This is a genomic window from Mesorhizobium sp. GW821-FHT04C10 (genome assembly GCF_059420305.1).
In genome coordinates this window covers 1,208,233-1,232,265 of the sequence record NZ_JBWKTL010000001.1, presented here as the reverse complement: position 1 = coordinate 1,232,265, position 24,033 = coordinate 1,208,233, and the positions used below count along the sequence as shown (strand labels likewise).

The window sequence follows — 24,033 nt, the reverse complement described above, 5'->3', positions numbered from 1 at the left end:
ATGCCGTCATGCAGGAATTCCTCATCCCGGCCAAACCCGATCTCCAGGCGGCGCGTGAAAGCTGGCTGAAGATGCTCGCGCGTGAACGTCGCCTGTCACCCGAGACAGTGGAGGCCTATGAGCGCGACACGCGCCAGTTCCTGCATTTCCTTACCGGCCATTGCGGCGGCTCGCCCGGCATTTCCGATATCGCCAATCTGCGCCCGGCCGATCTGCGCGGCTTCCTTGCTGCCCGCCGCAACCAAGGCGTCGGCGCCCGTACGCTCGGCCGGGGTCTCGCCGGCATCCGTTCGCTGCTGCGGTTCCTGGAACAGCGCGGTCTCGCCAATGCGGCGGGTGCCACTGCCCTGCGCGCGCCGCGCCAGCCCAAGTCACTGCCCAAACCGCTGACCGCAAGCGACGCCAAGCAGGTTGTGTCCATGGAAGGTCAACTGGCGGAAGAGCCCTGGATCGCTGCCCGCAACGCAGCCGTGCTGACGCTGCTCTACGGCTCGGGCTTGCGCATCTCGGAAGCGCTCGGCCTCGCCGGCGCCGATCTAGCCTCGGAGGCCGACACGGTGCTGCGCGTCACCGGCAAGGGCGGCAAGACGCGGCTGGTGCCGGTGCTGCCGGTGGCGCTCCGGGCAATCGCCGAATACCGCCGGCTCTGTCCCCATCATCTCGACCCGAAAGGCCTGTTGTTTCGCGGCGCGCGCGGCGGCCCGCTCAACCCGGCCATCATCCAGCGCGACATGGCGAAACTGCGCTCGGCGCTCAACCTGCCCGACACGGCGACGCCGCACGCGCTGCGCCACTCCTTCGCCACGCATCTGCTCGGCAGAGGCGGCGATTTGCGCACCATCCAGGAGCTGCTCGGCCATGCCAGCCTGTCGACGACGCAGATCTACACCGGCGTCGACACGGCGAGGCTGCTCGAAATCTACGAATCGGCGCATCCGAGGGCGTGAACGCCGATGGCGCCGCACAGGTATCGGTGGCCTCATAAACATTCGTGATTAGCCGAAGCGTTCCCAACTTCGTCATCCACGGGCGGAGCAGCCGCGCAGCGGCGTCGCGGAGACCCGAGGATCCATGCCGCGACCTTACTGACGGGTGCAGCGGAGCAGGATTCTGCACCGTTGCGGCGCTCGAGAGTCCCGGCATGGATCCTCGGGTCTACGCCGCGTCGCTTCGCTCCTTGCTCCGCCCGTGGATGACGAAGTCACAGCCGGTCGAAGACAATTTCAATCCCCCAATTAACCGTTTTGCCGCTTTTCACCTCTAGAAAAGGTGTCATGAAACGCGTCATTGCCATCGCCGACCGCGCAGCTTCCATCTCGCTGAAGCTGCTTGTCGCGCTCAACGTGCTGTTTTTCCTGTCCTTCCTTGCCGTGCTGTTGTTCGCGACCGGCAGGGCACATGCGGAAATCCCGACCTGCACCGGCGCCGACATGGTGTCGGCCCTGCGGAAGAGCAGCCCTGCCGCCTACAGCAAGATCGAGGCCGAAGCCGCCGCGACGCTCAACGGCAAGGGCCTGTTGTGGAAGCTGGAAAAACCAGGCGAGCAGCCATCCTACCTGTTCGGCACCATGCACATGACCGACCCGCGCGTCACCACGCTGCCGCCGCAGGCGCAGAAGGCTTTTGACGCCGCCGGCACCCTCATCATCGAGACCACCGACGTGCTCGACAAGCAGAAGATGATGACGGCGATGCTCAAGGAGCCGGACCTGATGATGTTCACCGACTCCACGACGCTGTCGTCCTTGCTGTCGCCGGACGAAGCGGCGGCCATGAATGCCGCGCTCGATGCGCGCGGCATTCCGCCGGCAACCGTCGCCAAGATGAAGCCGTGGATGCTTTCGGCCATGATGGCGCTTCCGGCCTGCGAACTCGCCCGCCAGTCCGGCGGCGCCCCGGTGCTTGACGTCAAGCTGGCCGAGGGCGCCAAGGCCGCCGGCAAGCCGGTCGAAGGTTTGGAAACGGCCGAGAGCCAGCTGCGCGCCATGGCCTCGCTGCCGCTCGCCTTTCACATGAAGGGCCTCGTCGACACGTTGAAGCTCGGCGACAAGGTCAACGACATCAACGAAACCATGATCCTGCTCTACCAGCGCGGCGAAACCGGCATGTTCTGGCCGCTGTTCCGCGCCGCCATGCCCGAAGAGCAGAACGACGCGGCCGGCTATGCGGCCTTCGAGGAAACCATGATCACCAGCCGCAACAAGGTGATGATCGATCATGCCGAGCCGATCCTGGCCAAAGGCAACGCCTTCATGGCGGTCGGCGCGCTGCACCTTCCCGGCCCGGAAGGACTGGTCGAGGATTTCCGCAAAGCCGGCTATACTGTCACCGCCGTCAATTGAGTCGGATGGCAGCGGAAGGACCCAAACGCCGCGTTTTCGGCGCTTTCCTTCCCTAGCGTGAAACCCATTCAACGGTTGCGCGTTGATGGCTGTTGATTGATTATTTTCATCCACGGAGGACACTTTTATGGCGAATCCATCGAACGACACTCCCAGGCCAAGCGGCGGTGGCGGCAGCCCCTGGCTGATTGCGCTGGTCGTCGTTATCCTGGCGATTGTCGCGTATTACGTTTTCGGCAGAAGCGGCGAGCATCCGGCACCCGCCGAAGCGCCGGCGGCCAGCACACCGGCCCCGGCCCCAGCGCCCGCTCCGGCACCAGAGCCAGCACCGGCTCCCGCGCCAGCTCCGGCCCCTGCGCCGGCACCCGCGCCTGCTCCGGCACCAGCGCCCGCACCCGCTCCGGCGCCTGCACCGGCCAACTGATCGGCTCGATACCAGATACAAACGGCCCGCTGAAAAGCGGGCCGTTTTGCTTTGAGCGATGACGCCTGGAAGGCCTTTCCAGAAACTCGCTCCGGTGAGTCAGCTGGTGTGGTTTTCGAGAACCGGAGCGCAGCGGACATTTGGGTCCGTGTGCAGCGCATGACCCCGAAAAACGGTCCGATTTTCGGAAAGGATCATGCGCCAGTCAAAAGTGTCACAGCGTCCTTTGCGCGTCCAAGAGGGCGCGCGGCGCTGTGAGAAGCGGAGAAAGCCGCACCAGATGGCCGCCGGAGTAGAGTTTATGAAAGGCCTTAGATATGGATCGGCTTGAAGAAGGTGGCCAACGCCGCCTCCTTCACCGCTTCCGACATCGTCGGATGCGCATGGCAGGTGCGGGCGAGATCCTCCGACGAGCCGCCGAACTCCATCAGCACCGCCGCCTCGTGGATCATCTCGCCGGCACCGAAGCCGACGATATGCACGCCAAGCACCCGGTCGCTGACCTTGTCGGCGAGGATTTTCACGAAGCCGTCGGTGTGCAGCATGGCGCGTGCCCGGCCATTGGCGCTGAACGGGAATTTGCCGACCTTGTAGTCGATGCCGGCCTTCTTCAGTTCTTCCTCGGTCTTGCCGACCGAGGCGATTTCGGGGCTGGTGTAGACGACGCTCGGAATGACCTCGTAGTTCACATGGCCGGCCTGGCCGGCAATGGTTTCGGCCACCGCCACGCCCTCGTCCTCGGCCTTGTGCGCCAGCATCGGCCCGGCGATGACATCGCCGATGGCATAGATACCAGGCACGTTGGTCTTGAGATGCCCGTCGGTCTTGACCCGGCCGCGCTCGTCGACCTCGACGCCCGCTTCCTTGAGACCAAGAGTGTCCAAAAAGGCGCGGCGGCCGGTGGCGATCAGCACGACATCGGCCGCGATGGTCTCGGCGGCGCCGCCCTTCACCGGCTCGAAGGTGACGGTCGCCCCCTTCTTGGCCTTGGCGACGCCGGTGACCTTGGCGCCGAGCTTGAACTCGAAGCCTTGCTTGGAGAGCAGCCGCTGGAACTGCTTGGAGACCTCGCCGTCCATGCCACCGAGGATCGTATCGAGGAACTCGACCACGGTGACCTTGGCGCCGAGCCGCGCCCACACCGAACCGAGCTCGAGCCCGATGACGCCGCCGCCGACCACCACCAGATGGCCGGGAACCTTGTCCAGCGACAGCGCGCCCGTCGACGACACGATCACCTTCTCGTCGAAATCGACCTTGACGCCGGGTATGCCGGCGACATCCGAACCGGTGGCGATGACGATGTTCTTCGTCTCGATCTCCTCGACCTTGCCGTCCTCGCCGGTGACCGACACCTTGCCGGCCGCGAGCACCTTGCCGGTGCCGCGAAAGCTATCGATCTTGTTCTTCTTGAACAGGAAGGCGACGCCGTTGACGTTGGACGACACAGTCGCATCCTTGTGCGCCATCATCTTCTTCAGGTTCAGCTTCGGTGCGGCGATCTCGACACCGAGCGTATCGAAGGAATGGCCGGCCTCGGCGAACATTTCCGAGGCATAAAGCAGCGCCTTGGACGGGATGCAGCCGATGTTGAGGCAGGTGCCACCGAAGGTCGCGTTCTTCTCGACCACCGCGACCTTCAGCCCGAGCTGTGCCGCCTTGATGGCGCAGACATAGCCGCCGGGTCCCGATCCGATGATAACGACGTCATAAGCCATGATACTGTCCTTCTGTTTTGAGCATGATGCCGAAAAGTGCGACGCGGTTTTCGGATAACATCATGCTCGAACTGCTTGAGAGCGCTCAGCGGCCGCCGCTGACATTCAGGATCGCGCCTGTCGTATAGGACGCGGCGTCGGATAGAAGATAGAGAACGGCAGCGGCGACTTCATCGGCGGTGCCGGCTCTTTTCATCGGCAGCGTGTCCTGGATCAGAGCCACCCGGTCCGGCTGTCCGCCGGAGGCGTGGATGTCGGTGTCGATGATGCCCGGCCGCACCGCGTTGACGCGGATGCCTTCCAGCGCCACCTCGCGGGCGAGCCCGACGGTGAGCGTGTCGATGGCGCCCTTGGACGCGGCATAGTCGACATAATTGTCCGGCGCGCCCAGCACCGCCGCGGCCGACGAGATATTGACGATCGCTCCGCCCTTGCCGCCGTGGCGGGTCGACATGCGCTTGACCGCCTCGCGGGCGCAGAGGATGGAACCGACGACATTGATGCGCATCATGCGTTCGAGCCGTGCCACGCTCATCTCGTCGACGCGCGCCTTGGCGTCGACGATGCCTGCATTGTTGACGAAGGCATCGAGCCTGCCCCAGGTGCGATCCACCGCGTCGAAGATGGCCAGTATATCGGCCTCGCTGCCGACATCGCCCTTGACCGAAAAAGCGTCGCCGCCGGCGGCCTTGATGTCGCCGACCAGCGCATCGGCGGCAGCCCGGTTCGAGGCATAGTTGACTGCCACGCGATAGCCGGCCTTGGCCCCGAGCCGGCAGACGGCGGCGCCGATGCCGCGACTGCCGCCGGTGACCAACAGCACTTTTTGCGCCTCGCTCATTCCTGACATCCCTTCAGCGTAAACACATCCGACGGCACTTTCGAAAAGCCGCTACCGCCATAGGCGGTTGACTGATGCAGCATCGGACCGAGATCCGGCAGGATCAGCGTCTTCGGCGCATCGACGCCTTCCGCCGGCAAGAGCCCGATGCTGCCCTTGTCGTCCGACGTATAGATGACGCCGTGCCAAGGGGTACAGGCGGCGAGTTCATCGCCGGTGGTGTCGCCTTCCGGGCATTTGTACATCAGCGCGCCGTTCGGCCTGGAAACACCTTCGTTCCACATGACGATGCCGTTCAGCACCACATTGTTGTCGAGGATCATGCGGAATGTATTGGTGACGGTGGCCGAGGTGCCGGTCGGGGTAAAGTCGATCTCGCTGCCGCTCTGGGCATCGCCATAGACCGCGAGTTCGATCGGGCAGGCGGCATGCGCGCCGGCCACAGCCAGCGCCATGCCGCCCACGATGGTCGAGATCAAAACGCTCCTAAGGGGACGAGTCGTCATCCTGCTGCGCAGATCCCTTCCTCCGGCTTGCAGTGTAAACTCCGGATCAGCACCAACCCCTAGAGATCAAGCACCAGCCGTTCCGGATCCTCCAGGCTCTCCTTGACGCGCACCAGGAAGGTCACGGCTTCCTTGCCGTCGACGATGCGGTGATCGTAGCTCAGCGCCAGATACATCATCGGCCGGATCACGATCTGGCCGCCGACCACGACCGGCCGGTCCTGGATCTTGTGCATGCCCAGAATGCCCGATTGCGGCGCATTGAGGATCGGCGTCGACATCAGCGAGCCGTAGACGCCGCCATTGGAAATCGTGAACGTGCCGCCCTGCATGTCGGCGACCGACAGCTTGCCGTCACGCGCCGCGATGCCCAGCCGGCCGATTTCCTTCTCGATCTCAGCGATCGACATCTGGTCGGCATCGCGCACGACCGGCACGACGAGGCCCTTCTCGGTGCCGACGGCGACGCCGACATGGGCAAAGTTCTTGTAGATGATGTCGGTGCCGTCGATCTCGGCATTGACCGCCGGGATTTCCTTCAGCGCGTGGGTGACGGCCTTGGTGAAGAAGCCCATGAAGCCGAGCTTCACGCCGTGCTTCTTCTCGAACACGTCCTTGTACTTGGTCCGCAGCGCCATCACCGCCGACATGTCGACCTCGTTGAAGGTGGTGAGCATGGCCGCGGTCGACTGCGCTTCCTTGAGCCGCCGCGCGATGGTCTGGCGCAACTTGGTCATGCGCACGCGCTCTTCGCGCGAGGCATCGTCACCCGAGGATGGCGCACGCACCGCGATCGGCGCCGGAGCCGCCTTGGGCGTCTCGGCCGGCTGCGACGGCGCGCCCTTGGAGATGGCGTCGAGCACGTCGCCCTTCAGCACCTGGCCGCGCTTGCCCGAGCCGGAAAGCTGGTCGACCGACAGATTGTTCTCGGCGATCAGTTTTGCGGCGGCCGGCGCCGGCGGCATCGAGCGCGGCTCGACCGCGCCGGCATCGCCGGCGATCTTGGCGGTCTCGGCCGCGGCCTGCTTGGTGGTCTGCGCCGCATCCGGGCTCGAAGCCTGCGCCACGGCCTGCGGCTTGGTCGCGGGTGCGGCGGCGGCGCCGCCGGCCGAGATCGACCCCAGAAGCGCGCCGACGCCAACCGTTTCACCTTCCTTGACCGCGATCTCCGAAAGGATGCCCGCGGCCGCGGCCGGAACCTCCACCGTCACCTTGTCGGTTTCGAGCTCGACCAGCGGTTCGTCGACGGCAATGGCATCGCCGACCTTCTTGAACCATTTGCCGATCGTCGCCTCGGTGACGGATTCGCCGAGAGTGGGAACGCGGATTTCGGTAGCCATTGTGCCTGTCCGTTCTTGTCGGTTCTGTTCTATTCGCCTGCTTTATTCGCCGAGCGCGTCTTCGAGCAAGGCGGCGAGCTGGGCTAGGTGCTTGGACATCAAGCCGGTCGCCGGCGACGCGGCCGCCGGCCGGCCGGTGTAGCGCACCCGCTGATGCTTGGCGTCGATATGCGCCAGCACCCATTCCAGATACGGGTCGATGAACGACCAGGCGCCCATGTTCTTGGGCTCCTCCTGGCACCATACCATCTCGGCGTTGCGGAAGCGGGACAGTTCGGTGATCAGCGCCTTGGCCGGGAACGGATAGAGCTGCTCGACACGCAGCAGGTAGATGTCGTTGATGCCGCGCTTCTCGCGCTCCTCGTAGAGGTCGTAATAGACCTTGCCCGAGCACAGCACGACGCGGCGGATCTTGGAATCCTTGGTGAGCTTGATCGCCTGGTTGGGCAACAGCTGCGCGTCGTCCCACAGCAGCCGGTGGAACGAACTCTCGCCCGAGATTTCCGGCAACGTCGACACCGCCCGCTTGTGGCGCAGCAGCGACTTCGGCGTCATCAGGATCAGCGGCTTGCGGAAGTCGCGCTTCAGCTGTCGGCGCAGGATGTGGAAATAGTTGGCCGGCGTGGTGCAGTTGGCCACTTGCATGTTGTCTTCGGCGCAAAGCTGCAGGAAGCGCTCCAGCCTGGCGGACGAATGTTCCGGGCCCTGGCCCTCATAGCCGTGCGGCAACAGGCAGACGAGACCCGACATTCTGAGCCACTTGCGTTCGCCCGACGAGATGAACTGGTCGAACACAACCTGGGCGCCGTTGGCGAAGTCGCCGAACTGCGCTTCCCACAAGGTCAGCGCCTTCGGCTCGGCGAGGCTGTAGCCATATTCGAAGCCCAGCACCGCCTCTTCCGACAGCATCGAGTTGATGACTTCGTAGCCGGCCTGCGCCGCCGACAGATTGTTGAGCGGGATGTAGCGGGTCTCGTCGCGCTGGTCGTAGAGCACGGAATGGCGCTGCGAGAAGGTGCCGCGCTCGGAATCCTGCCCCGACAGGCGGATCGGATTGCCGTCGAGCAGGATCGCGCCGAACGCCAGCGCCTCGGCCGTCGACCAGTCGATGCCTTCGCCGGATTCGATCGCCTCGCGGCGGTTTTCGAGGAAACGGATGATGGTCTTGTGCGCCTCGAAACCCTTCGGCACCTCGGTCAGCTTCTTGCCGATTTCCTTCAGCGTCTTGACCGGCACGGCGGTCTTGCCGCGCCTTTGTTCGTCCTGGTTGTCGGCCGTGCGCAGGCCGGACCAGGCGCCATCGAGCCAGTCGGCCTTGTTGGGCTTGTAGTGCTGGCCGACTTCCCATTCGGATTCCAGATGCGCGCGCCAGTCGGCCTTCATCTGGTCGAGCTCGGCCTGGGTGATGTGGCCCTCGGCGATCAGACGGTCGCCATAGATCTGCACCGTCGTCTTGTGGGTGCGGATGTTGCGGTACATGATCGGCTGGGTGAAAGCCGGTTCGTCGCCCTCATTGTGGCCGAAGCGGCGGTAGCAGAACATGTCCACGACCACCGGCTTGTGGAACTTCATGCGGAATTCGATCGCCACCTTGGTGGCGTGGACCACGGCTTCAGGGTCGTCGCCATTGACGTGGAAGATCGGCGCCTCGATCATCTTGGCGACGTCGGACGGATAGGGCGACGAGCGCGAGAAGCGCGGATTGGTGGTGAAGCCGATCTGGTTGTTGATGATGAAATGCAGCGTGCCGGCGACGCGGTGGCCGCGCAGGCCCGACAGGCCGAGGATTTCAGCGATCACGCCCTGGCCGGCGAAGGCGGCGTCGCCATGCAGGAGCAGGGGCAGCACCTTGGCGCGCTCTTCCAGCGGCACGATCTCCTCGCGGCCGCGGCCGAACAGGTAATCCTGCTTGGCGCGCGCCTTGCCCATCACCACCGGGTCGACGATTTCCAGGTGGGAAGGGTTGGCCGTCAGCGACAGGTGGACCTTGTTGCCGTCGAACTCGCGGTCCGACGAGGCGCCGAGATGGTACTTGACGTCGCCCGAGCCTTCGACCTCGTCGGGGGCTGCCGAGCCGCCCTTGAACTCATGGAAGATGGCGCGGTGAGGCTTCGCCATCACCTGGCTGAGCACGTTCAGGCGGCCGCGATGGGCCATGCCGAGCACGATCTCCTTCATGCCGAGCTGGCCGCCGCGCTTGACGATCTGCTCCAGCGCCGGGATCAGCGCTTCACTGCCGTCGAGGCCGAAGCGCTTGGTGCCCTTGTACTTGACGTCGATGAACTGCTCGAAGCCTTCCGCTTCGACCAGCTTCGAGAGGATCGCCTTCTTGCCGGTGGCGGTAAACGAGATTTCCTTGTCGGCGCCTTCGATGCGCGCCTGGATCCATGCCTTTTCCTCGGGGTCGGAGATGTGCATGAATTCGACGCCGAGCGTCGAGCAATAGGTGCGGGTCAGGATCTCCAGCATCTGCCGGATGGAGCCGAATTCGAGCCCGAGCACATTGTCGAGGAAGATCGGCCGGTCGTAGTCGGCTTCGGTGAAGCCGTAATTCTCGGGCGACAATTCATTGTAATCCTCGAGCGGCTTGGCGATGCCGAGCGGGTCGAGATTGGCGTGCAGATGGCCGCGCATGCGGTAGGCACGGATCATCATGATGGCGCGCACCGAATCGCGCGTCGCCTGGTGCACGTCGGCGTCGGAAAGAACGACACCGTTGGTGACCGCCTTGTCCTTGACCTTCTTTTCCAGATGCTTCTCGACAATGCCCCAATTGCCGTCGAGCGCCGACACCAGCTCGCCATTGGCCTGCAGCGGCCAGGAGGGTTTTGCCCAGGAGGCACCCTTGGCGTTCCTGCGTACATCGCCGGCATCGTCCTTCAGACCAGCGAAGAACTCCTGCCATTCGGGATTGACCGAGGCGGGATCGTCTTCATAGGCGGCATAGAGCGCGTCGATGTAATCGGCGTTGCCGCCATAGAGGAATGAGGTGAGCGAAAATTGGTCGTTGGCCTGATCTTGTCTTGCCATGTCGTTTCAGCGGAGCCGCGCTCCGTCTCCTTACGTTTGCGGCAGAGCCGCGATAGTGGGCGGTTCACCCGCCCTTCTTGTCCCCTCAAAAGCCAACGAACCGTCGTTGGCCCTCATTCCATAACCCGCGCCAGATTCAGCCCTTGATGGCTTCAACCAGCGTCGTGCCAAGCCGCGCCGGTGACGGCGAGACCTTGATACCGGCCGATTCCATTGCCGCGATCTTGTCCTCGGCACCGCCTTTGCCGCCGGAGATGACCGCGCCCGCATGGCCCATGGTGCGGCCTGCCGGCGCCGTGCGCCCGGCGATGAAGCCGGCCATCGGCTTCTTGCGGCCACGCTTGGCTTCGTCCTTGAGGAACTGCGCGGCGTCTTCCTCGGCCGAGCCGCCGATCTCGCCGATCATGATGATCGACTTGGTCTCGTCGTCGGCGAGGAACATCTCGAGCACATCGATGAACTCGGTGCCCTTGACGGGATCGCCGCCAATGCCGACGGCGGTGGTCTGGCCGAGGCCGACATTGGTGGTCTGGAACACGGCCTCATAGGTAAGTGTTCCCGAGCGCGAAACAACGCCGACCGAGCCCTTGCGGAAGATGTTTCCGGGCATGATGCCGATCTTGCATTCGTCGGGCGTGAGCACGCCGGGGCAGTTCGGCCCGATCAGCCGCGAGGTCGAGCGGTCGAGCCGCGCCTTGACCTTGACCATGTCCATCACCGGAATGCCCTCGGTGATGCAGATGATCAGCGGGATTTCCGCCTCGATCGCCTCCAGGATCGCTTCGCCGGCGCCCGCCGGCGGCACATAGATGACCGAAGCGTTGGCGCCGGTCTTTTCCTTGCCTTCGGCGACGGTGGCGAAGATCGGCAGGCTTTCACCCTTCGACCCGGTCCAGGTCTCGCCGCCCTTCTTGGGATGGATGCCACCCACCATCTTGGTGCCGTGATAGGCCAGCGCCTGTTCGGTGTGGAACGTGCCGGTCTTGCCGGTCAGGCCCTGCACCAGCACCTTGGTGTTCTTGTCGACGAGAATGGACATCGGAGCCCTTTTCTAAAAGCCGTTGATCGAGGAAGGCGAGACGCGCTTGTAGACGCCGCTCACCATGTCTTGCCATGCATCGCTGCCGGCGGGTTTGAAATGCAATCGCATGCGGTAGGTGTCGGCATCGTCAAAAATATACGTCACGCGCGCCGAACCGCGCGGTGATGACCGCTCCAGATTGAGCTCGCCGCCGTTCCACGTGCCCGTGGCCGGCGAGGCCGGCACGAAACCCATCGAATCGAACTGGTGCATGGTGACGACGCTGTTCTGCTGGTCGAAGCCGAACACGTTGTGCGAACCCAAGGAAATCGTGCCGTCGCGGCGCTGGCGGTAGCGCTGCACCACGAACAGGCCGCCGAATTGTGCCTCCGCCAGCACCTCCGATGTCGCCGTGCCGCCATCGGCCCATTGTGTGTCCGCCACCTCCTCCTCGCCACGCCACGCGCCGACCAGCGCCTGCAGGCGCTGGTGATCGGCCGAGAGCGAGGAGAAGGAAGCCGCGTTCATCGGTCAGAGCCGCTTCAGGTCGGTGACGGTGAGATCGCTCTTGGCATTGCCGGTGTTGAGCGTCGTCGACGGCTCGAACATCAGCACCACGGGCTCTTGGGTCAGCGAACGCGGCCGATGCTCGACGCCACGCGGCACGACGATGAAATCGCCCTCGCCGAGCTCGACCGGACCGTCGCGGAAATCGATGGCGATGCGACCGCGCAGCACTAGGAAGGCTTCGTCCTCATGCTCATGCGCGTGCCAGTCGAAAGCCTCGCCGAACTTGGCGACCTTCGCCTGGCTGTCGTTGACGTCGCCGGCGATGTGCGGATCGAAGACCTTGGTGATCTTCTGATCCGCCGCCTCGACCAGATTTATCTTGCGCGGAGGCATCCGCTCAGCCCTTCACCGCCGCCACGATCTTCTTGGCCGCGTCATCGAGATCGTCGGCCGACACCACGTTCAGGCCGCTGTCGTTGATGATCTTCTTGCCGAGCTCGGCATTGGTACCTTCCAGGCGCACCACCAACGGAACCTTGAGGCCGACTTCCTTGACCGCGGCGATGACGCCCTCGGCGATGATGTCGCACTTCATGATGCCGCCGAAGATGTTGATCAGTATGCCTTTGACCGCAGGGTCCTTGGTGATGATCTTGAACGCCGCCGTCACCTTCTCCTTGGAGGCGCCGCCGCCGACATCGAGGAAGTTGGCGGGTTCGGCGCCATAGAGCTTGATGATGTCCATCGTCGCCATGGCAAGGCCGGCGCCGTTGACCATGCAGCCGATATTGCCGTCGAGCGCGACATAGGCGAGGTCGTATTTCGACGCCTCGATCTCCTTCTCGTCCTCTTCGGTCGTGTCGCGCAGTTCGAGCACGTCCGGGTGGCGGAACAGCGCGTTGTTGTCGAACGACACCTTGGCGTCGAGCACGCGCAGCCGGCCATTCTTCATGACGATCAGCGGGTTGACCTCGAGCAGGCTCATGTCCTTCTCGACAAAGGCCTTGTAGAGGATCGGGAACAGCGTGCCGCCATCTTTCGCCGCGTCGCCGTCGAGCTTGAGGGCCGCGTTGAGCTTCTTCACATCATCCGCCGTGACGCCCTTTTCCGGGTCGATGGCGACGGTGATGATCTTTTCCGGCGTGTCATGGGCGACCGCCTCGATGTCCATGCCGCCTTCGGTCGAGACGACGAAGGCGATACGGCCGACGGAACGGTCGACCAGGATCGAAAGATAAAGCTCGCGTTCGATGTCGGCGCCGTCCTCGATATAGAGGCGGTTGACCTGCTTGCCGGCCGGACCGGTCTGCTTGGTCACCAGCGTGTGGCCGAGCATCTCGTTGGCGTTGGCGACGACGTCGGCGACCGACTTCGCCAGCCGCACGCCGCCCTTGGCGTCGGGCGACAGTTCCTTGAACTTGCCCTTGCCGCGGCCGCCGGCATGGATCTGACTCTTCACCACATAGAGCGGGCCGGGCAGCGCTTTTGCTGCCGCTTCCGCCTCGCTTGCCTTGAACACCGGCACGCCTTCGGCCACCGGCGCGCCAAAGCTCTTCAGCAGCGCCTTGCCCTGATATTCATGGATGTTCATGGGGAACTATCTCCAGGTCTTTGCCGGGGTTGTTTTTGGTGGGGTTCACTTCGAGGCGAGCTGCGGCGCGATCTTGACGCAGGCCTCGGTCAGGCCCTGCACCGTCGCCACCGAGCTTTCGAACATCTTCTGCTCGGCCTTGTTGAGGTCGATCTCGATGATGCGCTCGACGCCGCCGGCGCCGATCACCACGGGCACGCCGACATAGGTACCCTTGACGCCATACTGGCCGGAGAGGTGCGCCGCGCAAGGCAGCACGCGCTTCTTGTCCTTGAGATAGGCTTCGGCCATCTGGATTGCCGAGGCGGCCGGCGCGTAATAGGCCGAGCCGGTCTTGAGCAGACCGACGATCTCGGCGCCGCCGTCGCGGGTACGCTGCACGATCTGGTCGAGCTTTTCCTTCGAGGTCCAGCCCATCTTGACGAGGTCGGGCAGCGGAATGCCCGAAACCGTCGAATAGCGGATCATCGGCACCATGGAATCGCCGTGGCCGCCGAGCACGAAGGCGGTGACGTCCTCGACCGAAACCTTGAACTCCTCGGCCAGGAAATAGCGGAAGCGTGCGCTGTCGAGCACGCCGGCCATGCCCACGACATGGGTCTTGGGCAGGCCCGAAAACTTCTGCAGCGCCCACACCATGGCATCGAGCGGGTTGGTGATGCAGATGACGAAGGCCTTCGGCGCGTACTTCTTGAGACCGGCGCCGACCTGTTCCATGACCTTGAGGTTGATGCCCAGCAGGTCGTCGCGGCTCATGCCCGGCTTGCGCGGCACGCCCGCGGTGACGATGCAGACATCCGCTCCCTCGATGCCGGCATAGTCGTTGACGCCGGTCAGCCGGGAGTCAAAACCATCGACCGGCGACGACTGCGCGATATCGAGCCCCTTGCCTTGCGGGATGCCCTCGGCAATATCGAACAGCACCACGTCTCCGAGGTCCTTGAGGCCGATCATGTGGGCGAGCGTGCCGCCGATCATTCCCGAGCCGATAAGCGCTATCTTGTTGCGTGCCATGTGAGGATGTTTTCCCTTTGTCTGTGACTGCGCCGAAATCTTTGACGACTTGATGACGGTGCCGAGGAAGAGGCCGGAATGCTGAGGAAACCCGCGAGATTTCGCCGCACCCAATAGCCCCGGTGCAAGATAAATTCAATCGATTATTTTGGAGTGAGCGTTTTCAATCGGTTAGATGGTTTGGGATTTACGTAAACGTCAAAGTTTGTAAGACGATCTGCTTGAGATTACACAATTAGGATGACAATCAGAAGGCTTGAAGAGGCGATGACGCCCTTGTGATGCTGGCCGCCGAGGATGTGAGCGTCAAAACTCGGCGAGAAAAAGGAGCGAGAAGGATCGCGGCCTTTCGGAAACTGTCCCCTTACGCCTGCGCGCGCGACGCTTCCGGGGCGAGCTTCTCTTTCCGCCGCTCAGCCCAGTCTTCCAGCCAGTCGCGACTCTGCATCTCGATCAGGCGTGACGCGGTGCGTTCGAACTCGAACACCTCGACACCGCGCTTGGCCACGTAGAGCTCTTGCGGCGGCGCCTCGGCGCTCACCACCAGGCGCACATGGTGGTCGTAGAGCGTGTCGATCAACAGGATGAAGCGCTTGGCCTCGTTGCGCTTGCCCTCGCCCAGAACCGGAACGTGTTCGATGAAGACCGTCGAGAAGCGTCCGGCGATCGCCAGGAAATCGCGCGCGCCGAGGGGTTTTTCGCAGAGATCGGCGAAGGCAAACCGCGCCGCGTCGCCGGCGGCAGCCGGCACCACGACTTGCCGGCCCTTCAGCGTCAGCGATGTCGCGGCCGTCGGCGCGCCACGCGTCATCGTCTGCCAGGCCTCGTCGAGCGCGCGGTCGGCTTCCGCGTCGGCCGGCGTGACATAGACCGGCGTCCGGGCGAGCTTTTCCAGCCGGTAATCCTTGTCGCTGTCGAGCGACAGCACCTGTGCGTGCCGTTCCAGTATGCCTATGAAAGGCAGGAACAGCTGGCGATTGAGCCCGTCGCGGTAAAGATCCTCCGGCGCCACGTTCGAGGTGGCGATCAGCACCACGCCATTGGCGAACAGCGCCGAAAACAGCCTGGACAGGATCATCGCGTCGGCGATGTCGGTGACGGAAAACTCGTCGAAGCACAGCACCCAGGCTTGCTCGGCCAGGGCTTTTGCCACGGGTGGGATCGGATCGTCTTCCTTGACGTCACCGTTCTTGCGCGCCTGCCGATGCTTCTGGATGCGGTCCTGCACGTCGGCCATGAAGTCGTTGAAGTGGACGCGACGCTTGCGCCGGACCGGCAGCAGCTCGAAGAACATGTCCATCAGCATCGTCTTGCCGCGGCCGACGCCACCATGGATGTAGAGGCCCTTGACGATTTCCCGCGTCTCGCGCTTGCGGGCAAACAGCCAGCCCAGCGCACTGGATTTGTGCGCCAGCCGTTTTGCCGAGATTTCCGATGTCAGCCGGTCGAGCGCGGCGGCAATGCGCTCCTGCGCCGGATCGCGCTCGATCGCGCCGGTTTCCACCAGATGGTCGTAGCGCTGCCTGACGGTCGCATGGGTCTGGAGGCCGTCACGCAGATGCATCGGTCACGTCGTTGTTCAGAGCAGGATGCTCCGGGGAGGACTAGGTGTTGAGATTCAGGTCAGGCCAAGCCGAGAATGTCGGCTTTCGAGAAGCCGCCGTTCACAGGCCGGCATCACCTTAATATCGGCATATCCAGCTTACCTTGTAAGCGAAATCGGCTGCCCGCTGGAAGTCTGACCGTCGAATTTCGAGCCACCCGAGGAATAGAGCCGCGCCAGCGAACCGCCATTCTCGTCATAAAGCGTCAGCTGCTTGCCGGCGACATTCCACGACTTGATACCATCGATCGGCGCCGGGCAGTGCAGCGGCCCGGCGCGGAAGCCGGCGCCGAACTTGGTCTGCGGCGTCGCGATCTTGCAGCTCTGGCCGGAAACGCTGGCGTTCCAGACGCCGGCGACGCTTGCCGCGCTGAGATCCGAGGCACCGGCGGGTGCCGAGCCGTCCGGCGGCAAGGACGCGACCTGCGTATTCGCCGGGGCGGTCGGGAACTGCGACGGGTCGGTGGCGCCGGGCGAGGCCGGCGGCGGCAACTGGTTGGAGGTCACCTGGCCAGCCGGGGCCGGCTGCAGTGGCGCCGGCTGCTGGTCGTCCATCGACGAGAACCGTGAGGTTGAGCAGCCACTCGCAACGAGCGCCGCCAGCGATACGGCCACCAAGCCGCTTTTCGAAAAATTCATTCCAACCTCCGTCGGATCCGGCTGGGGGGACGCCGTCCGCGCAATCTCTCACCCCCACCAAGATGGAGAAGGTGGCGAAATTTCAACCCGATATGGTTAAAATAGGGTTTGCAGCAAGATTTGTTGCAAATTTATCGCAATCAGGATGGACCGGACGGCTTGCTGCTCGGCCTCCGCGATCCCAGCTTCCGCCTTCGCCATTCGGCGCTTGCGCCGATCGGCGCAGGACCTATGTCTAGAGGCCGAAACGCTGGAGCAGACCTTGGCCGCGAGAAAGAAAGCCGCCAACCGCTATTACAGCGGTCCGCCCAGCGATCATTTCGATGGCACCTTGTTCTTCAATCCGGGCGGCCGGATGCCCGGCCGCTTCGTGGATCTGCTGAAATGGCAGTTCAACGGCCAGCGCGCGAAATGGCCCGCGACGAGTCCGAGCCCCTTTTCGCAGGCAAGGCCAGCCGCGAAGGTCGAGGGTGCCGAACTCACGGTGACCATGGTCGGTCACTCCACCTTGCTGATCCAGACCGCCGGGCTGAACATCCTCACCGATCCGGTCTGGTCGCAACGCACCTCGCCGTTTTCCTTCGCCGGGCCACGACGCGTCAATCCGCCGGGCATCGCCTTCCCCGACTTGCCGCCGATCGACCTCGTCCTGGTCAGCCACAATCACTACGACCATCTCGACCTCGCCACGCTGAAGCAGCTCAAGGCCGGCCATCATCCGCTGGTGGTCACCCCGCTCGGCAACGATGTCCTAATCAGTGAGGCGGTTCCCGGCATGCGTCTTTCGGCATATGACTGGGGTGACAGGGTCGATTTCGGTAACGGCGTTTTCGTCCACATCGAGCCGGCGCATCACTGGTCGGCGCGCGGCGCGCGTGACCGGCGCATGGCATTGTGGGCCGGCTTCGTCATCGAGACGCCGGGCGGCAAGATCTATTTCGCCGGCGACACCGGCTTCCACGACGGCATCAACTACCGGCTGATGGCGGCGAAACATGGCGGCTTCCGCTTCGCCATCCTGCCGATCGGCGCCTACGAGCCGCGCTGGTTCATGGCGCCGCAGCACCAGAACCCGGAGGAAGCGGTGCAAGGCATGAAGCTGTGCGATGCCGCCTTCGCCGCCGGCTGCCACTGGGGCACCTTCCAGCTCACCGACGAGCCGATGGACGAGCCGGTCCGCAAACTTGCCGAAGCGCTTGACGCCGAGGGCATGCCACGGGAGCGCTTTCGAGCCCTGCGGCCTGGTGAAGTCTGGAGAGTGCCTTGAACTCCGGCAGGGTTTGGCGTCTACCCCACGAGGGTTTCGCCCACCATCTCAAAGAACGGAGACGCATCCTATGAAATCGATCCTGGCTGCCCTGCTTGCTGCCACAATCTCCACCTCGGTGGCCTATGCCGGAGACATCGCCGATCGCGCCGCCGACGCCGAAAAGGCACTGCAGGCAGGGGACGGAGCCGGCGCGCTGGAGAAATTCCGCGGCGCCGAGGAAGCCTTGTGGCAAGCGATGCCGCTCGCCGTGCAGAATGTCAAACAGGTCGACACGGCCAGCGGCTTCGGCATCTACAGCGAGCGTGCCAACCACATCTACAAGCCCGGCGAGAAGGTCGTGCTCTATATGGAACCGGTCGGCTATGGCTACGGGTCGGACGGCCTCGGCAACAGCCAGATCGCGCTTTCCGTCGACCTCACCGTGCTTTCGGACTCGGGCGAAGCCCTGGGCACCTTCGAGAAAATCGGCAGCGTTCAGGTCGCGTCCCGCTCGCACAACCGCGAACTCTTCTTCAAGCTCGACCTGTCCCTCGATGGACTGCCGCCCGGGAAATACAAATGCAATTTCCTCATGCATGACCAGAACTCGGCCAAGACCGCACCCTTCAGCACCGATATCGAGATCGCGGGCTGATGCATGTCGCCCAGAAGTGATCCCGGTTTTGGGAGCAGCGACATGCATAAAAACAGAGGCCTAAAGCGCGGCGCATGAATCCACTTCAACGCGACGCGCTTTAGGTTTTAGCACTGACATCGCCTCGCAAACCGCGGGAACCCAGGCACGACAGCCGCGTTCTTCATGCGGTTTCAAAATCTGTCGGTTTGCGAGGCATTCCCATGATCAAATGGATCATCATTCTCCTGATCATCGCCGCGGCGGCGAGCCTGCTCGGCATGCCGGCGCTGGCCGGAGCCGCCGCCACCGGCGCGCGCATCCTCATCGGCATCGTTCTCGTCATCTTCCTGCTGGTCGTGCTCGGCATCTTCGCGGTGACCTAAGAGACCTCGAAGGCGCCTGCGCACTGGTAATTCCCGCCCGTTTCCGCCATATAGCGCCAAATGGACACGGAATGACCGGAAGAATGGCAGGCACCGCCCCCTTCGCCAAGATGAACGGCATCGGCAACGAAATCATCGTCGCCGATATGCGCGGCCGTGCCGACCGGGTGACGGCGGCGGCCGCCCTTGCGCTGAACGCCGATGCCGCGACCCGTTTCGACCAGATCATGGCGATCCATGACGCCAAGACACCGGGCACGGCCTACTATGTCGACATCCTGAATTCGGATGGCACCGGTGCGCAGGCCTGCGGCAACGGCATGCGCTGCGTCGTCCAGGCGCTTGCCGCCGAGACTGGCCAAAAAACCTTCACCTTCGAGACCCGCGCCGGCATCCTCAACGCCAGGGAGCATGCCGACGGCACGATCTCGGTCGACATGGGCATGCCGCGTTTCGGCTGGCAGGAGATTCCGCTTGCCGAGGAATTCCGCGACACCCGCATGATCGAATTGCAGATCGGCCCGATCGACGCGCCTGTGCTGCATTCGCCTTCCGCCGTCTCGATGGGCAACCCGCATGCCATCTTCTGGGTCGACCGCGACGTCTGGTCCTATGAGCTCGACCGCTTCGGCCCGCTGCTCGAAAACCACCCGATCTTCCCCGAGCGCGCCAACATCACCATCGCCCAGGTCACGTCTCCCGAGAGCATGATCATCCGCACCTGGGAGCGCGGCGCCGGCTTGACCAAGGCCTGCGGCTCGGCGGCCTGCGCCGCCGTGGTGGCAGCGGCGCGCACCAAGCGGACCGGGCGCAGCGTCAGCCTGTTGACCCCCGGCGGCGGCACGCTGCATGTCGAATGGCGCGACGATGACCACGTCATCCTGACGGGTGCGGCCGAATGGGAATTTTCCGGCAGCTTCGATCCCTCGACCGGCACCTGGGCCCGTGACACCGAAAGCGCGGCCTGATGTCGGTTGCTCTGTCCAGGAGCCCTGACGTCGACGGCTCCCTTTCCGAGGCCCCCAGCCGCATTGATGTGGTGACCTTCGGCTGCCGGCTGAACACCTATGAATCCGAAGTGATGCGGCGCGAGGCCGAGAGCGCCGGTCTCGGCGCGCTGGATGGTGGCGCCGTCATCTTCAACACCTGCGCCGTCACCGGCGAGGCGGTGCGCCAGGCCAAGCAGGCGATCCGCAAGGCGCGCCGCGACAACCCTGGGGCGCGCATCATCGTCACCGGCTGCGCCGCGCAGACCGAACCGGAGAAATTCGCCGCCATGGACGAGGTCGATCTCGTGCTTGGCAATGAAGAGAAGCTCAAGGCGCATTCCTATCGCGCACTGCCGGATTTCGGCGTCAACGACACCGAGAAGGCCCGCGTCAACGATATTTTCTCTGTGCGCGAGACCGCCGGCCATATGGTCGACGCCATCGAGGGCCGCGCCCGCGCCTTCGTCCAGGTCCAGAATGGCTGCGACCACCGCTGCACCTTCTGCATCATTCCTTACGGTCGCGGCAATTCGCGCTCGGTGCCGATGGGCGCCGTGGTCGAACAGGTCAAGCGGCTCGCCGGCAACGGCTATGCCGAGATCGTGCTGACCGGTGTCGACATGACCAGCTTCGGCGCCGACCTGCCGGGCTCGCCCAGGCTTGGCAGGCTGGTGAAGACCATTCTCAGGCAGGTGCCCGACGTGAAACGCCTGCGGCTATCCTCGATCGATTCGATCGAGGCCGATGACGAATTGCTCGAAGCCATCGCCACCGAACCCAGGCTGATGCCGCATCTGCATCTGTCGCTGCAATCGGGCGACGACATGATCCTGAAGCGCATGAAACGCCGCCATCTGCGCGACCAATCGATCCGGTTTTGCGAGGATGTGCGCAAATTGCGCCCTGCGATCGTCTTCGGCGCCGACATTATCGCCGGCTTTCCGACCGAGACCGACGCCATGTTCGAGAACTCGATAAAAATCGTCGAGGAATGCGGCCTGACCCACCTTCACGTCTTCCCGTTCAGCCCGCGCGAAGGCACGCCCGCCGCGCGCATGCCGCAGCTGCGCCGCGAGATGGTCAAGCAGCGCGCCGCCCGGCTGCGCGCCGCTGGCGAAGCCGCGTATCGGCGCCATCTGGCCTCGCTGTCCGGAACCCGGCAATCGATCCTGATCGAGCGTGACGGCCTTGGCCGCACCGAAGGCTTCACGCTTGCCGCGCTCGGCACCGGCGCGCCGGGCGAGATCGTCGAAGCGACAATTACTGGCCACGATGGTATCCGGCTGATCGCAGCCCCGCTTGCCGCCCGCGCCGCCTGAGAAACGCAAAAAGCATGGCTGGTTTTTTCAAGAAGATATTTTCGTTCGGCAAGAAAGAGGTTGTCGAGGAGCGGATCGACGAGACCGCCCCGCTGCCCCCGATCAAATGGGACCAGCTCGATGCCCTGAAGCCGGCGGCCGAGCAGGTCGTTCCGGAGTTCTTGAAGCGCGACGCGCCGCAGCCGGAGGCGGAACTTGCGCCGATAGCTCCGACCGAGCCAGAACCAGCGCCCCACCCGCCCCTCGATGGGGAGGGTCGCCACGAAGTGGCGGGGAGGGGTGATGGCGCCGACGCCAGCGCCAGTCACCCCCACCCCCAAGCTTCGCTTGGGACCTCCCCCATCGAGGGGGAGGTAGAGGGCGCACCGGCCGAGCCAGATGCAGCTCCGTCACTAGAACCGGCGCCTGTCGAGGAGCCTAAACCCGAGCCCGCTCCAACCATACCCCCGGCGCCGGAACCGACCGTTCCAGCCGAGCCGGAACCTCTGCCGCAGCCCGCGCCGCAGGAGGAACCGACCCCCGCGCCAGAGCCTCCAGAGCCGCCGACGCCCGAGGAAATTCCGCTTCCCCCGGAAACTCCGGAGCCCACGCCTGAACCGCAGCCGCAAGAAGTCCCTGCCCCAGCCGAGCCGGATGTTGCGCCGACGCCTTCGGAAAGGCCGCCAGAGCCGGCGCCGATCGAAGTGCCGGCGCCGCCTGCCGAGGTTCCAGCTGAGACGCCGGCACCGGTCGAAGTGCCGTCACCGGCCGCGCCTTCCGCGCAGCCGACTTCAGAGGCAGGCGCCGCCCCTCAAGCGCCTTTGCCTCCTCTCGCGGACATCAAGGAAGTAGCGCCGCTCGCTGAAGCCGCGCCGACGCCTCACCCTCCCCTCGATGGGGAGGGTCGACGCGAAGCGGCGGGGTGGGGTGACAGCGCCGACGCCAGTCACCCCCACCCCCGAGCTGCGCTCGGGACCTCCCCCATCGAGGGGGAGGTAAAGCGCACGCCGCCCGAAGCCACACTCGCACCGGTCGAGCCGCAGCCTGTCATCGTCGAGGTCACACCCGAACCACAGCCTGTCCCGGCACCGGCGCCCCAGCCAGCGCCCGAGCCGAAACCCGCCCCCGGCAAGGTGACGGTCGCCAAGAAGGTCGAGCAGAAGGCCGAGCCGGTGAAGGCGCCGGAGGCGGCGCCGAGGCGATCGTGGTTCCAGCGCATGCGGGACGGGCTGGCCCGTTCGTCGCGCGAACTCACCGGCAACATCGCCGGCGTCTTCACCAAACGGAAGCTCGATGAGGACACGCTGCAGGACCTGGAGGATGTGCTGATCCGCGCCGACCTCGGCATGGAGACAGCACTTCGTATCACCGACGCGCTGGCCGCCAGCCGCTATGGCAAGGATGTCTCCGACACGGACGTGCGCACCGTCATGGCCGCCGAGGTGGAGAAGGTGCTGACCCCTGTTGCCCGGCCACTGGAGCTCGACCTCTCGCACAAGCCGCATGTCATCCTGGTGGTCGGCGTCAACGGCACCGGCAAGACAACCACCATAGGCAAGCTCGCGGCAAAACTGACCGATGGCGGCCTGTCGGTGATGCTGGCGGCCGGCGATACGTTCCGCGCGGCCGCCATCGAGCAGTTGAAGATCTGGGGCGAGCGCACGAAATCGCCTGTCATCGCCTCCAAGCTCGGCGCCGATGCGGCGGGCCTTGCCTACGATGCCTTCGAGAAGGCCAAGGAAGCCGGCTCCGACGTGCTGATCATCGACACCGCCGGCCGCCTGCAGAACAAGACCGAACTGATGGCGGAGCTGGAAAAGATCGTGCGCGTGCTGGGCAAGCTCGATCCGGAAGCGCCGCACACCGTGCTGCAGACGGTCGACGCCACCACCGGCCAGAACGCGCTCAACCAGGTCGAGATCTTCCGCAACATCGCCGGCGTCAACGGCCTGGTGATGACCAAGCTGGACGGCACGGCGCGCGGCGGTATTCTGGTGGCGATCGCGGCAAAGCACAAATTGCCTGTCTATTTCATCGGCGTCGGCGAACAGGTCGACGACCTCGAGCCTTTCTCGGCAAGCGAATTCGCCAGGGCGATCGCTGGAGTGGCGTAACGGCATGATCCCTTTTGAACGGGATCGTGCGTAAGAAGGAAGATCATGAACCCACCCATTCTCGAACGCGATCCGTCCGACCCGCAGAAAGAGAAGAAGGAAGGCGTCAATCCCCTGCTCAAGCTGGTGCTGGAGCTTGGGCCGCTGCTGGTCTTCTTCTTCGCCAATGCGCGCGGCGAATGGCTGGTGCAGAAATTCCCTGTCCTGGGCGAATTCGGTGGCCCGATCTTCGTCGCCACCGGCCTGTTCATGGCCGCCACGGCCATCGCGCTGATCGCCTCCTGGCTGCTGACCCGCACCTTGCCGATCATGCCGATGGTTTCGGGCGTCGTCGTCTTCATCTTCGGCGCGCTGACGCTCTATCTGCAGGACGACATCTTCATCAAGATGAAGCCGACCATCGTCAACACACTGTTCGGCGGCGTGCTGCTCGGCGGCCTGTTCTTCGGCAGGTCGCTGCTCGGCTATGTCTTCGATTCAGCCTTCAAGCTGGATGCCGAAGGCTGGAAAAAACTCACCTTCCGCTGGGGCCTGTTCTTCCTGTTCCTGGCCGTCGTCAACGAAGTGGTGTGGCGCAATTTTTCCACCGATGCCTGGGTTACCTTCAAGGTCTGGGGCATCATGCCGATCACGCTTTTGTTCACCTTCAGCCAGATGCCGCTGATCCTGCGCCATTCGCTGGACGACAAGGCGAGCGGGGAAGAGAAGGCAGGCAAGTAGAGCAATTCCAGGAAAAGTGTGAAGCGGTTTTCCCGGGAAAACCGCATCGCGGTTTCCCTAGGGA

The 24,033-nt window shown here is 64.2% G+C and carries 20 protein-coding genes and 1 pseudogene; 9 read left to right on the top strand and 12 right to left on the bottom strand.

What is annotated here, in order from left to right; translation table 11 throughout:
• Window positions 1–8 precede the first annotated feature (8 nt).
• Both AC07UC_RS05910 and AC07UC_RS05905 read left to right on the top strand, forming a co-directional pair.
• The gene (locus AC07UC_RS05910) at window positions 9–947 is read left to right on the top strand and encodes a tyrosine recombinase XerC (protein ID WP_494904603.1); all 939 of its coding nucleotides are present in this window, start codon (window positions 9–11) and stop codon (window positions 945–947) included.
• 327 nt (window positions 948–1,274) lie between these two features.
• The gene (locus AC07UC_RS05905; protein ID WP_202325362.1) at window positions 1,275–2,342 is read left to right on the top strand and encodes a TraB/GumN family protein; all 1,068 of its coding nucleotides are present in this window, start codon (window positions 1,275–1,277) and stop codon (window positions 2,340–2,342) included.
• 735 nt (window positions 2,343–3,077) lie between these two features.
• Here AC07UC_RS05905 and lpdA read toward each other — a convergent pair.
• From lpdA to AC07UC_RS05845, 12 genes and pseudogenes are all read right to left on the bottom strand, one after another.
• Window positions 3,078–4,493 (bottom strand): annotated as a pseudogene (gene lpdA / locus AC07UC_RS05900) (dihydrolipoyl dehydrogenase); the annotation flags it as partial.
• Window positions 4,494–4,569: 76 nt separating this feature from the next.
• Window positions 4,570–5,325, bottom strand: a complete 756-nt coding sequence (locus AC07UC_RS05895) for an SDR family oxidoreductase (RefSeq protein WP_140776083.1) — start codon at window positions 5,323–5,325, stop codon at window positions 4,570–4,572.
• Complete coding sequence (locus tag AC07UC_RS05890) at window positions 5,322–5,831, bottom strand: hypothetical protein (protein WP_494904601.1); 510 nt, start codon at window positions 5,829–5,831, stop codon at window positions 5,322–5,324. The genes AC07UC_RS05895 and AC07UC_RS05890 overlap by 4 nt, the downstream gene beginning before the upstream one ends.
• A gap of 59 nt (window positions 5,832–5,890) precedes the next feature.
• The gene (gene odhB / locus AC07UC_RS05885; RefSeq protein ID WP_494904600.1) at window positions 5,891–7,171 is read right to left on the bottom strand and encodes a 2-oxoglutarate dehydrogenase complex dihydrolipoyllysine-residue succinyltransferase; all 1,281 of its coding nucleotides are present in this window, start codon (window positions 7,169–7,171) and stop codon (window positions 5,891–5,893) included.
• A 42-nt stretch (window positions 7,172–7,213) separates the two neighbouring features.
• Window positions 7,214–10,201: a 2-oxoglutarate dehydrogenase E1 component gene (locus tag AC07UC_RS05880; RefSeq protein WP_202325358.1), complete on the bottom strand. Its 2,988-nt coding sequence runs from the start codon at window positions 10,199–10,201 to the stop codon at window positions 7,214–7,216.
• A gap of 136 nt (window positions 10,202–10,337) precedes the next feature.
• The gene (gene sucD, locus AC07UC_RS05875; RefSeq protein WP_140776088.1) at window positions 10,338–11,240 is read right to left on the bottom strand and encodes a succinate--CoA ligase subunit alpha; all 903 of its coding nucleotides are present in this window, start codon (window positions 11,238–11,240) and stop codon (window positions 10,338–10,340) included.
• 12 nt (window positions 11,241–11,252) lie between these two features.
• Window positions 11,253–11,750: a DUF1579 family protein gene (locus AC07UC_RS05870; RefSeq protein ID WP_494904598.1), complete on the bottom strand. Its 498-nt coding sequence runs from the start codon at window positions 11,748–11,750 to the stop codon at window positions 11,253–11,255.
• Window positions 11,751–11,753: 3 nt separating this feature from the next.
• Complete coding sequence (locus tag AC07UC_RS05865; protein WP_140776090.1) at window positions 11,754–12,125, bottom strand: cupin domain-containing protein; 372 nt, start codon at window positions 12,123–12,125, stop codon at window positions 11,754–11,756.
• 4 nt (window positions 12,126–12,129) lie between these two features.
• Window positions 12,130–13,323 carry an ADP-forming succinate--CoA ligase subunit beta gene (gene sucC, locus AC07UC_RS05860; RefSeq protein WP_494904596.1) on the bottom strand — a complete coding sequence of 398 codons (1,194 nt, stop codon included), beginning with the start codon at window positions 13,321–13,323 and terminating at the stop codon, window positions 12,130–12,132.
• A gap of 45 nt (window positions 13,324–13,368) precedes the next feature.
• On the bottom strand, window positions 13,369–14,337 hold the full coding sequence (gene mdh, locus AC07UC_RS05855) for a malate dehydrogenase (RefSeq protein ID WP_056574603.1): 969 nt from the start codon (window positions 14,335–14,337) through the stop codon (window positions 13,369–13,371).
• A 364-nt stretch (window positions 14,338–14,701) separates the two neighbouring features.
• A complete protein-coding gene (gene zapE, locus AC07UC_RS05850) occupies window positions 14,702–15,901 on the bottom strand; it encodes a cell division protein ZapE (protein ID WP_494904594.1) in 1,200 nt (399 codons plus the stop codon).
• 138 nt (window positions 15,902–16,039) lie between these two features.
• Window positions 16,040–16,579, bottom strand: a complete 540-nt coding sequence (locus AC07UC_RS05845) for a protease inhibitor Inh/omp19 family protein (RefSeq protein WP_140776093.1) — start codon at window positions 16,577–16,579, stop codon at window positions 16,040–16,042.
• A gap of 262 nt (window positions 16,580–16,841) precedes the next feature.
• Between AC07UC_RS05845 and AC07UC_RS05840 the strand changes: the two genes are divergently transcribed.
• The 7 genes from AC07UC_RS05840 to AC07UC_RS05810 all read left to right on the top strand — a co-directional run bounded on the left by AC07UC_RS05840 (window position 16,842) and on the right by AC07UC_RS05810 (window position 23,969).
• On the top strand, window positions 16,842–17,846 hold the full coding sequence (locus tag AC07UC_RS05840) for an MBL fold metallo-hydrolase (protein WP_494904593.1): 1,005 nt from the start codon (window positions 16,842–16,844) through the stop codon (window positions 17,844–17,846).
• A gap of 70 nt (window positions 17,847–17,916) precedes the next feature.
• Window positions 17,917–18,483 carry a hypothetical protein gene (locus AC07UC_RS05835; protein WP_494904592.1) on the top strand — a complete coding sequence of 189 codons (567 nt, stop codon included), beginning with the start codon at window positions 17,917–17,919 and terminating at the stop codon, window positions 18,481–18,483.
• Between the two features lie 203 nt (window positions 18,484–18,686).
• Entirely contained in the window at window positions 18,687–18,848 is a 162-nt protein-coding gene (locus AC07UC_RS05830) for a DUF1328 family protein (RefSeq protein WP_032932257.1), read from the top strand.
• A gap of 83 nt (window positions 18,849–18,931) precedes the next feature.
• Entirely contained in the window at window positions 18,932–19,816 is an 885-nt protein-coding gene (gene dapF / locus AC07UC_RS05825) for a diaminopimelate epimerase (RefSeq protein WP_202325351.1), read from the top strand.
• On the top strand, window positions 19,816–21,156 hold the full coding sequence (mtaB, locus tag AC07UC_RS05820) for a tRNA (N(6)-L-threonylcarbamoyladenosine(37)-C(2))-methylthiotransferase MtaB (protein ID WP_494904591.1): 1,341 nt from the start codon (window positions 19,816–19,818) through the stop codon (window positions 21,154–21,156). Before dapF ends, mtaB begins: the two co-directional genes overlap by 1 nt.
• 440 nt (window positions 21,157–21,596) lie before the next feature.
• Window positions 21,597–23,249 carry a signal recognition particle-docking protein FtsY gene (gene ftsY / locus AC07UC_RS05815; RefSeq protein WP_494908898.1) on the top strand — a complete coding sequence of 551 codons (1,653 nt, stop codon included), beginning with the start codon at window positions 21,597–21,599 and terminating at the stop codon, window positions 23,247–23,249.
• Between the two features lie 45 nt (window positions 23,250–23,294).
• A complete protein-coding gene (locus AC07UC_RS05810) occupies window positions 23,295–23,969 on the top strand; it encodes a septation protein A (RefSeq protein WP_140776098.1) in 675 nt (224 codons plus the stop codon).
• Window positions 23,970–24,033 lie beyond the last annotated feature (64 nt).

Coding starts and splice junctions, on each gene's coding strand:
- AC07UC_RS05890 (WP_494904601.1), bottom strand. CDS start 5,831: ATGACGACTCGTCCCCTTAGGAGCGTTTTGATCTCGACCATCGTGGGC.
- AC07UC_RS05810 (WP_140776098.1), top strand. CDS start 23,295: ATGAACCCACCCATTCTCGAACGCGATCCGTCCGACCCGCAGAAAGAG.
- AC07UC_RS05895 (WP_140776083.1), bottom strand. CDS start 5,325: ATGAGCGAGGCGCAAAAAGTGCTGTTGGTCACCGGCGGCAGTCGCGGC.
- AC07UC_RS05835 (WP_494904592.1), top strand. CDS start 17,917: ATGAAATCGATCCTGGCTGCCCTGCTTGCTGCCACAATCTCCACCTCG.
- AC07UC_RS05910 (WP_494904603.1), top strand. CDS start 9: ATGCAGGAATTCCTCATCCCGGCCAAACCCGATCTCCAGGCGGCGCGT.
- mdh (WP_056574603.1), bottom strand. CDS start 14,337: ATGGCACGCAACAAGATAGCGCTTATCGGCTCGGGAATGATCGGCGGC.
- mtaB (WP_494904591.1), top strand. CDS start 19,816: ATGTCGGTTGCTCTGTCCAGGAGCCCTGACGTCGACGGCTCCCTTTCC.
- sucC (WP_494904596.1), bottom strand. CDS start 13,323: ATGAACATCCATGAATATCAGGGCAAGGCGCTGCTGAAGAGCTTTGGC.
- sucD (WP_140776088.1), bottom strand. CDS start 11,240: ATGTCCATTCTCGTCGACAAGAACACCAAGGTGCTGGTGCAGGGCCTG.
- AC07UC_RS05880 (WP_202325358.1), bottom strand. CDS start 10,201: ATGGCAAGACAAGATCAGGCCAACGACCAATTTTCGCTCACCTCATTC.
- AC07UC_RS05905 (WP_202325362.1), top strand. CDS start 1,275: ATGAAACGCGTCATTGCCATCGCCGACCGCGCAGCTTCCATCTCGCTG.
- zapE (WP_494904594.1), bottom strand. CDS start 15,901: ATGCATCTGCGTGACGGCCTCCAGACCCATGCGACCGTCAGGCAGCGC.
- AC07UC_RS05870 (WP_494904598.1), bottom strand. CDS start 11,750: ATGAACGCGGCTTCCTTCTCCTCGCTCTCGGCCGATCACCAGCGCCTG.
- AC07UC_RS05865 (WP_140776090.1), bottom strand. CDS start 12,125: ATGCCTCCGCGCAAGATAAATCTGGTCGAGGCGGCGGATCAGAAGATC.
- dapF (WP_202325351.1), top strand. CDS start 18,932: ATGGCAGGCACCGCCCCCTTCGCCAAGATGAACGGCATCGGCAACGAA.
- odhB (WP_494904600.1), bottom strand. CDS start 7,171: ATGGCTACCGAAATCCGCGTTCCCACTCTCGGCGAATCCGTCACCGAG.
- AC07UC_RS05845 (WP_140776093.1), bottom strand. CDS start 16,579: ATGAATTTTTCGAAAAGCGGCTTGGTGGCCGTATCGCTGGCGGCGCTC.
- AC07UC_RS05830 (WP_032932257.1), top strand. CDS start 18,687: ATGATCAAATGGATCATCATTCTCCTGATCATCGCCGCGGCGGCGAGC.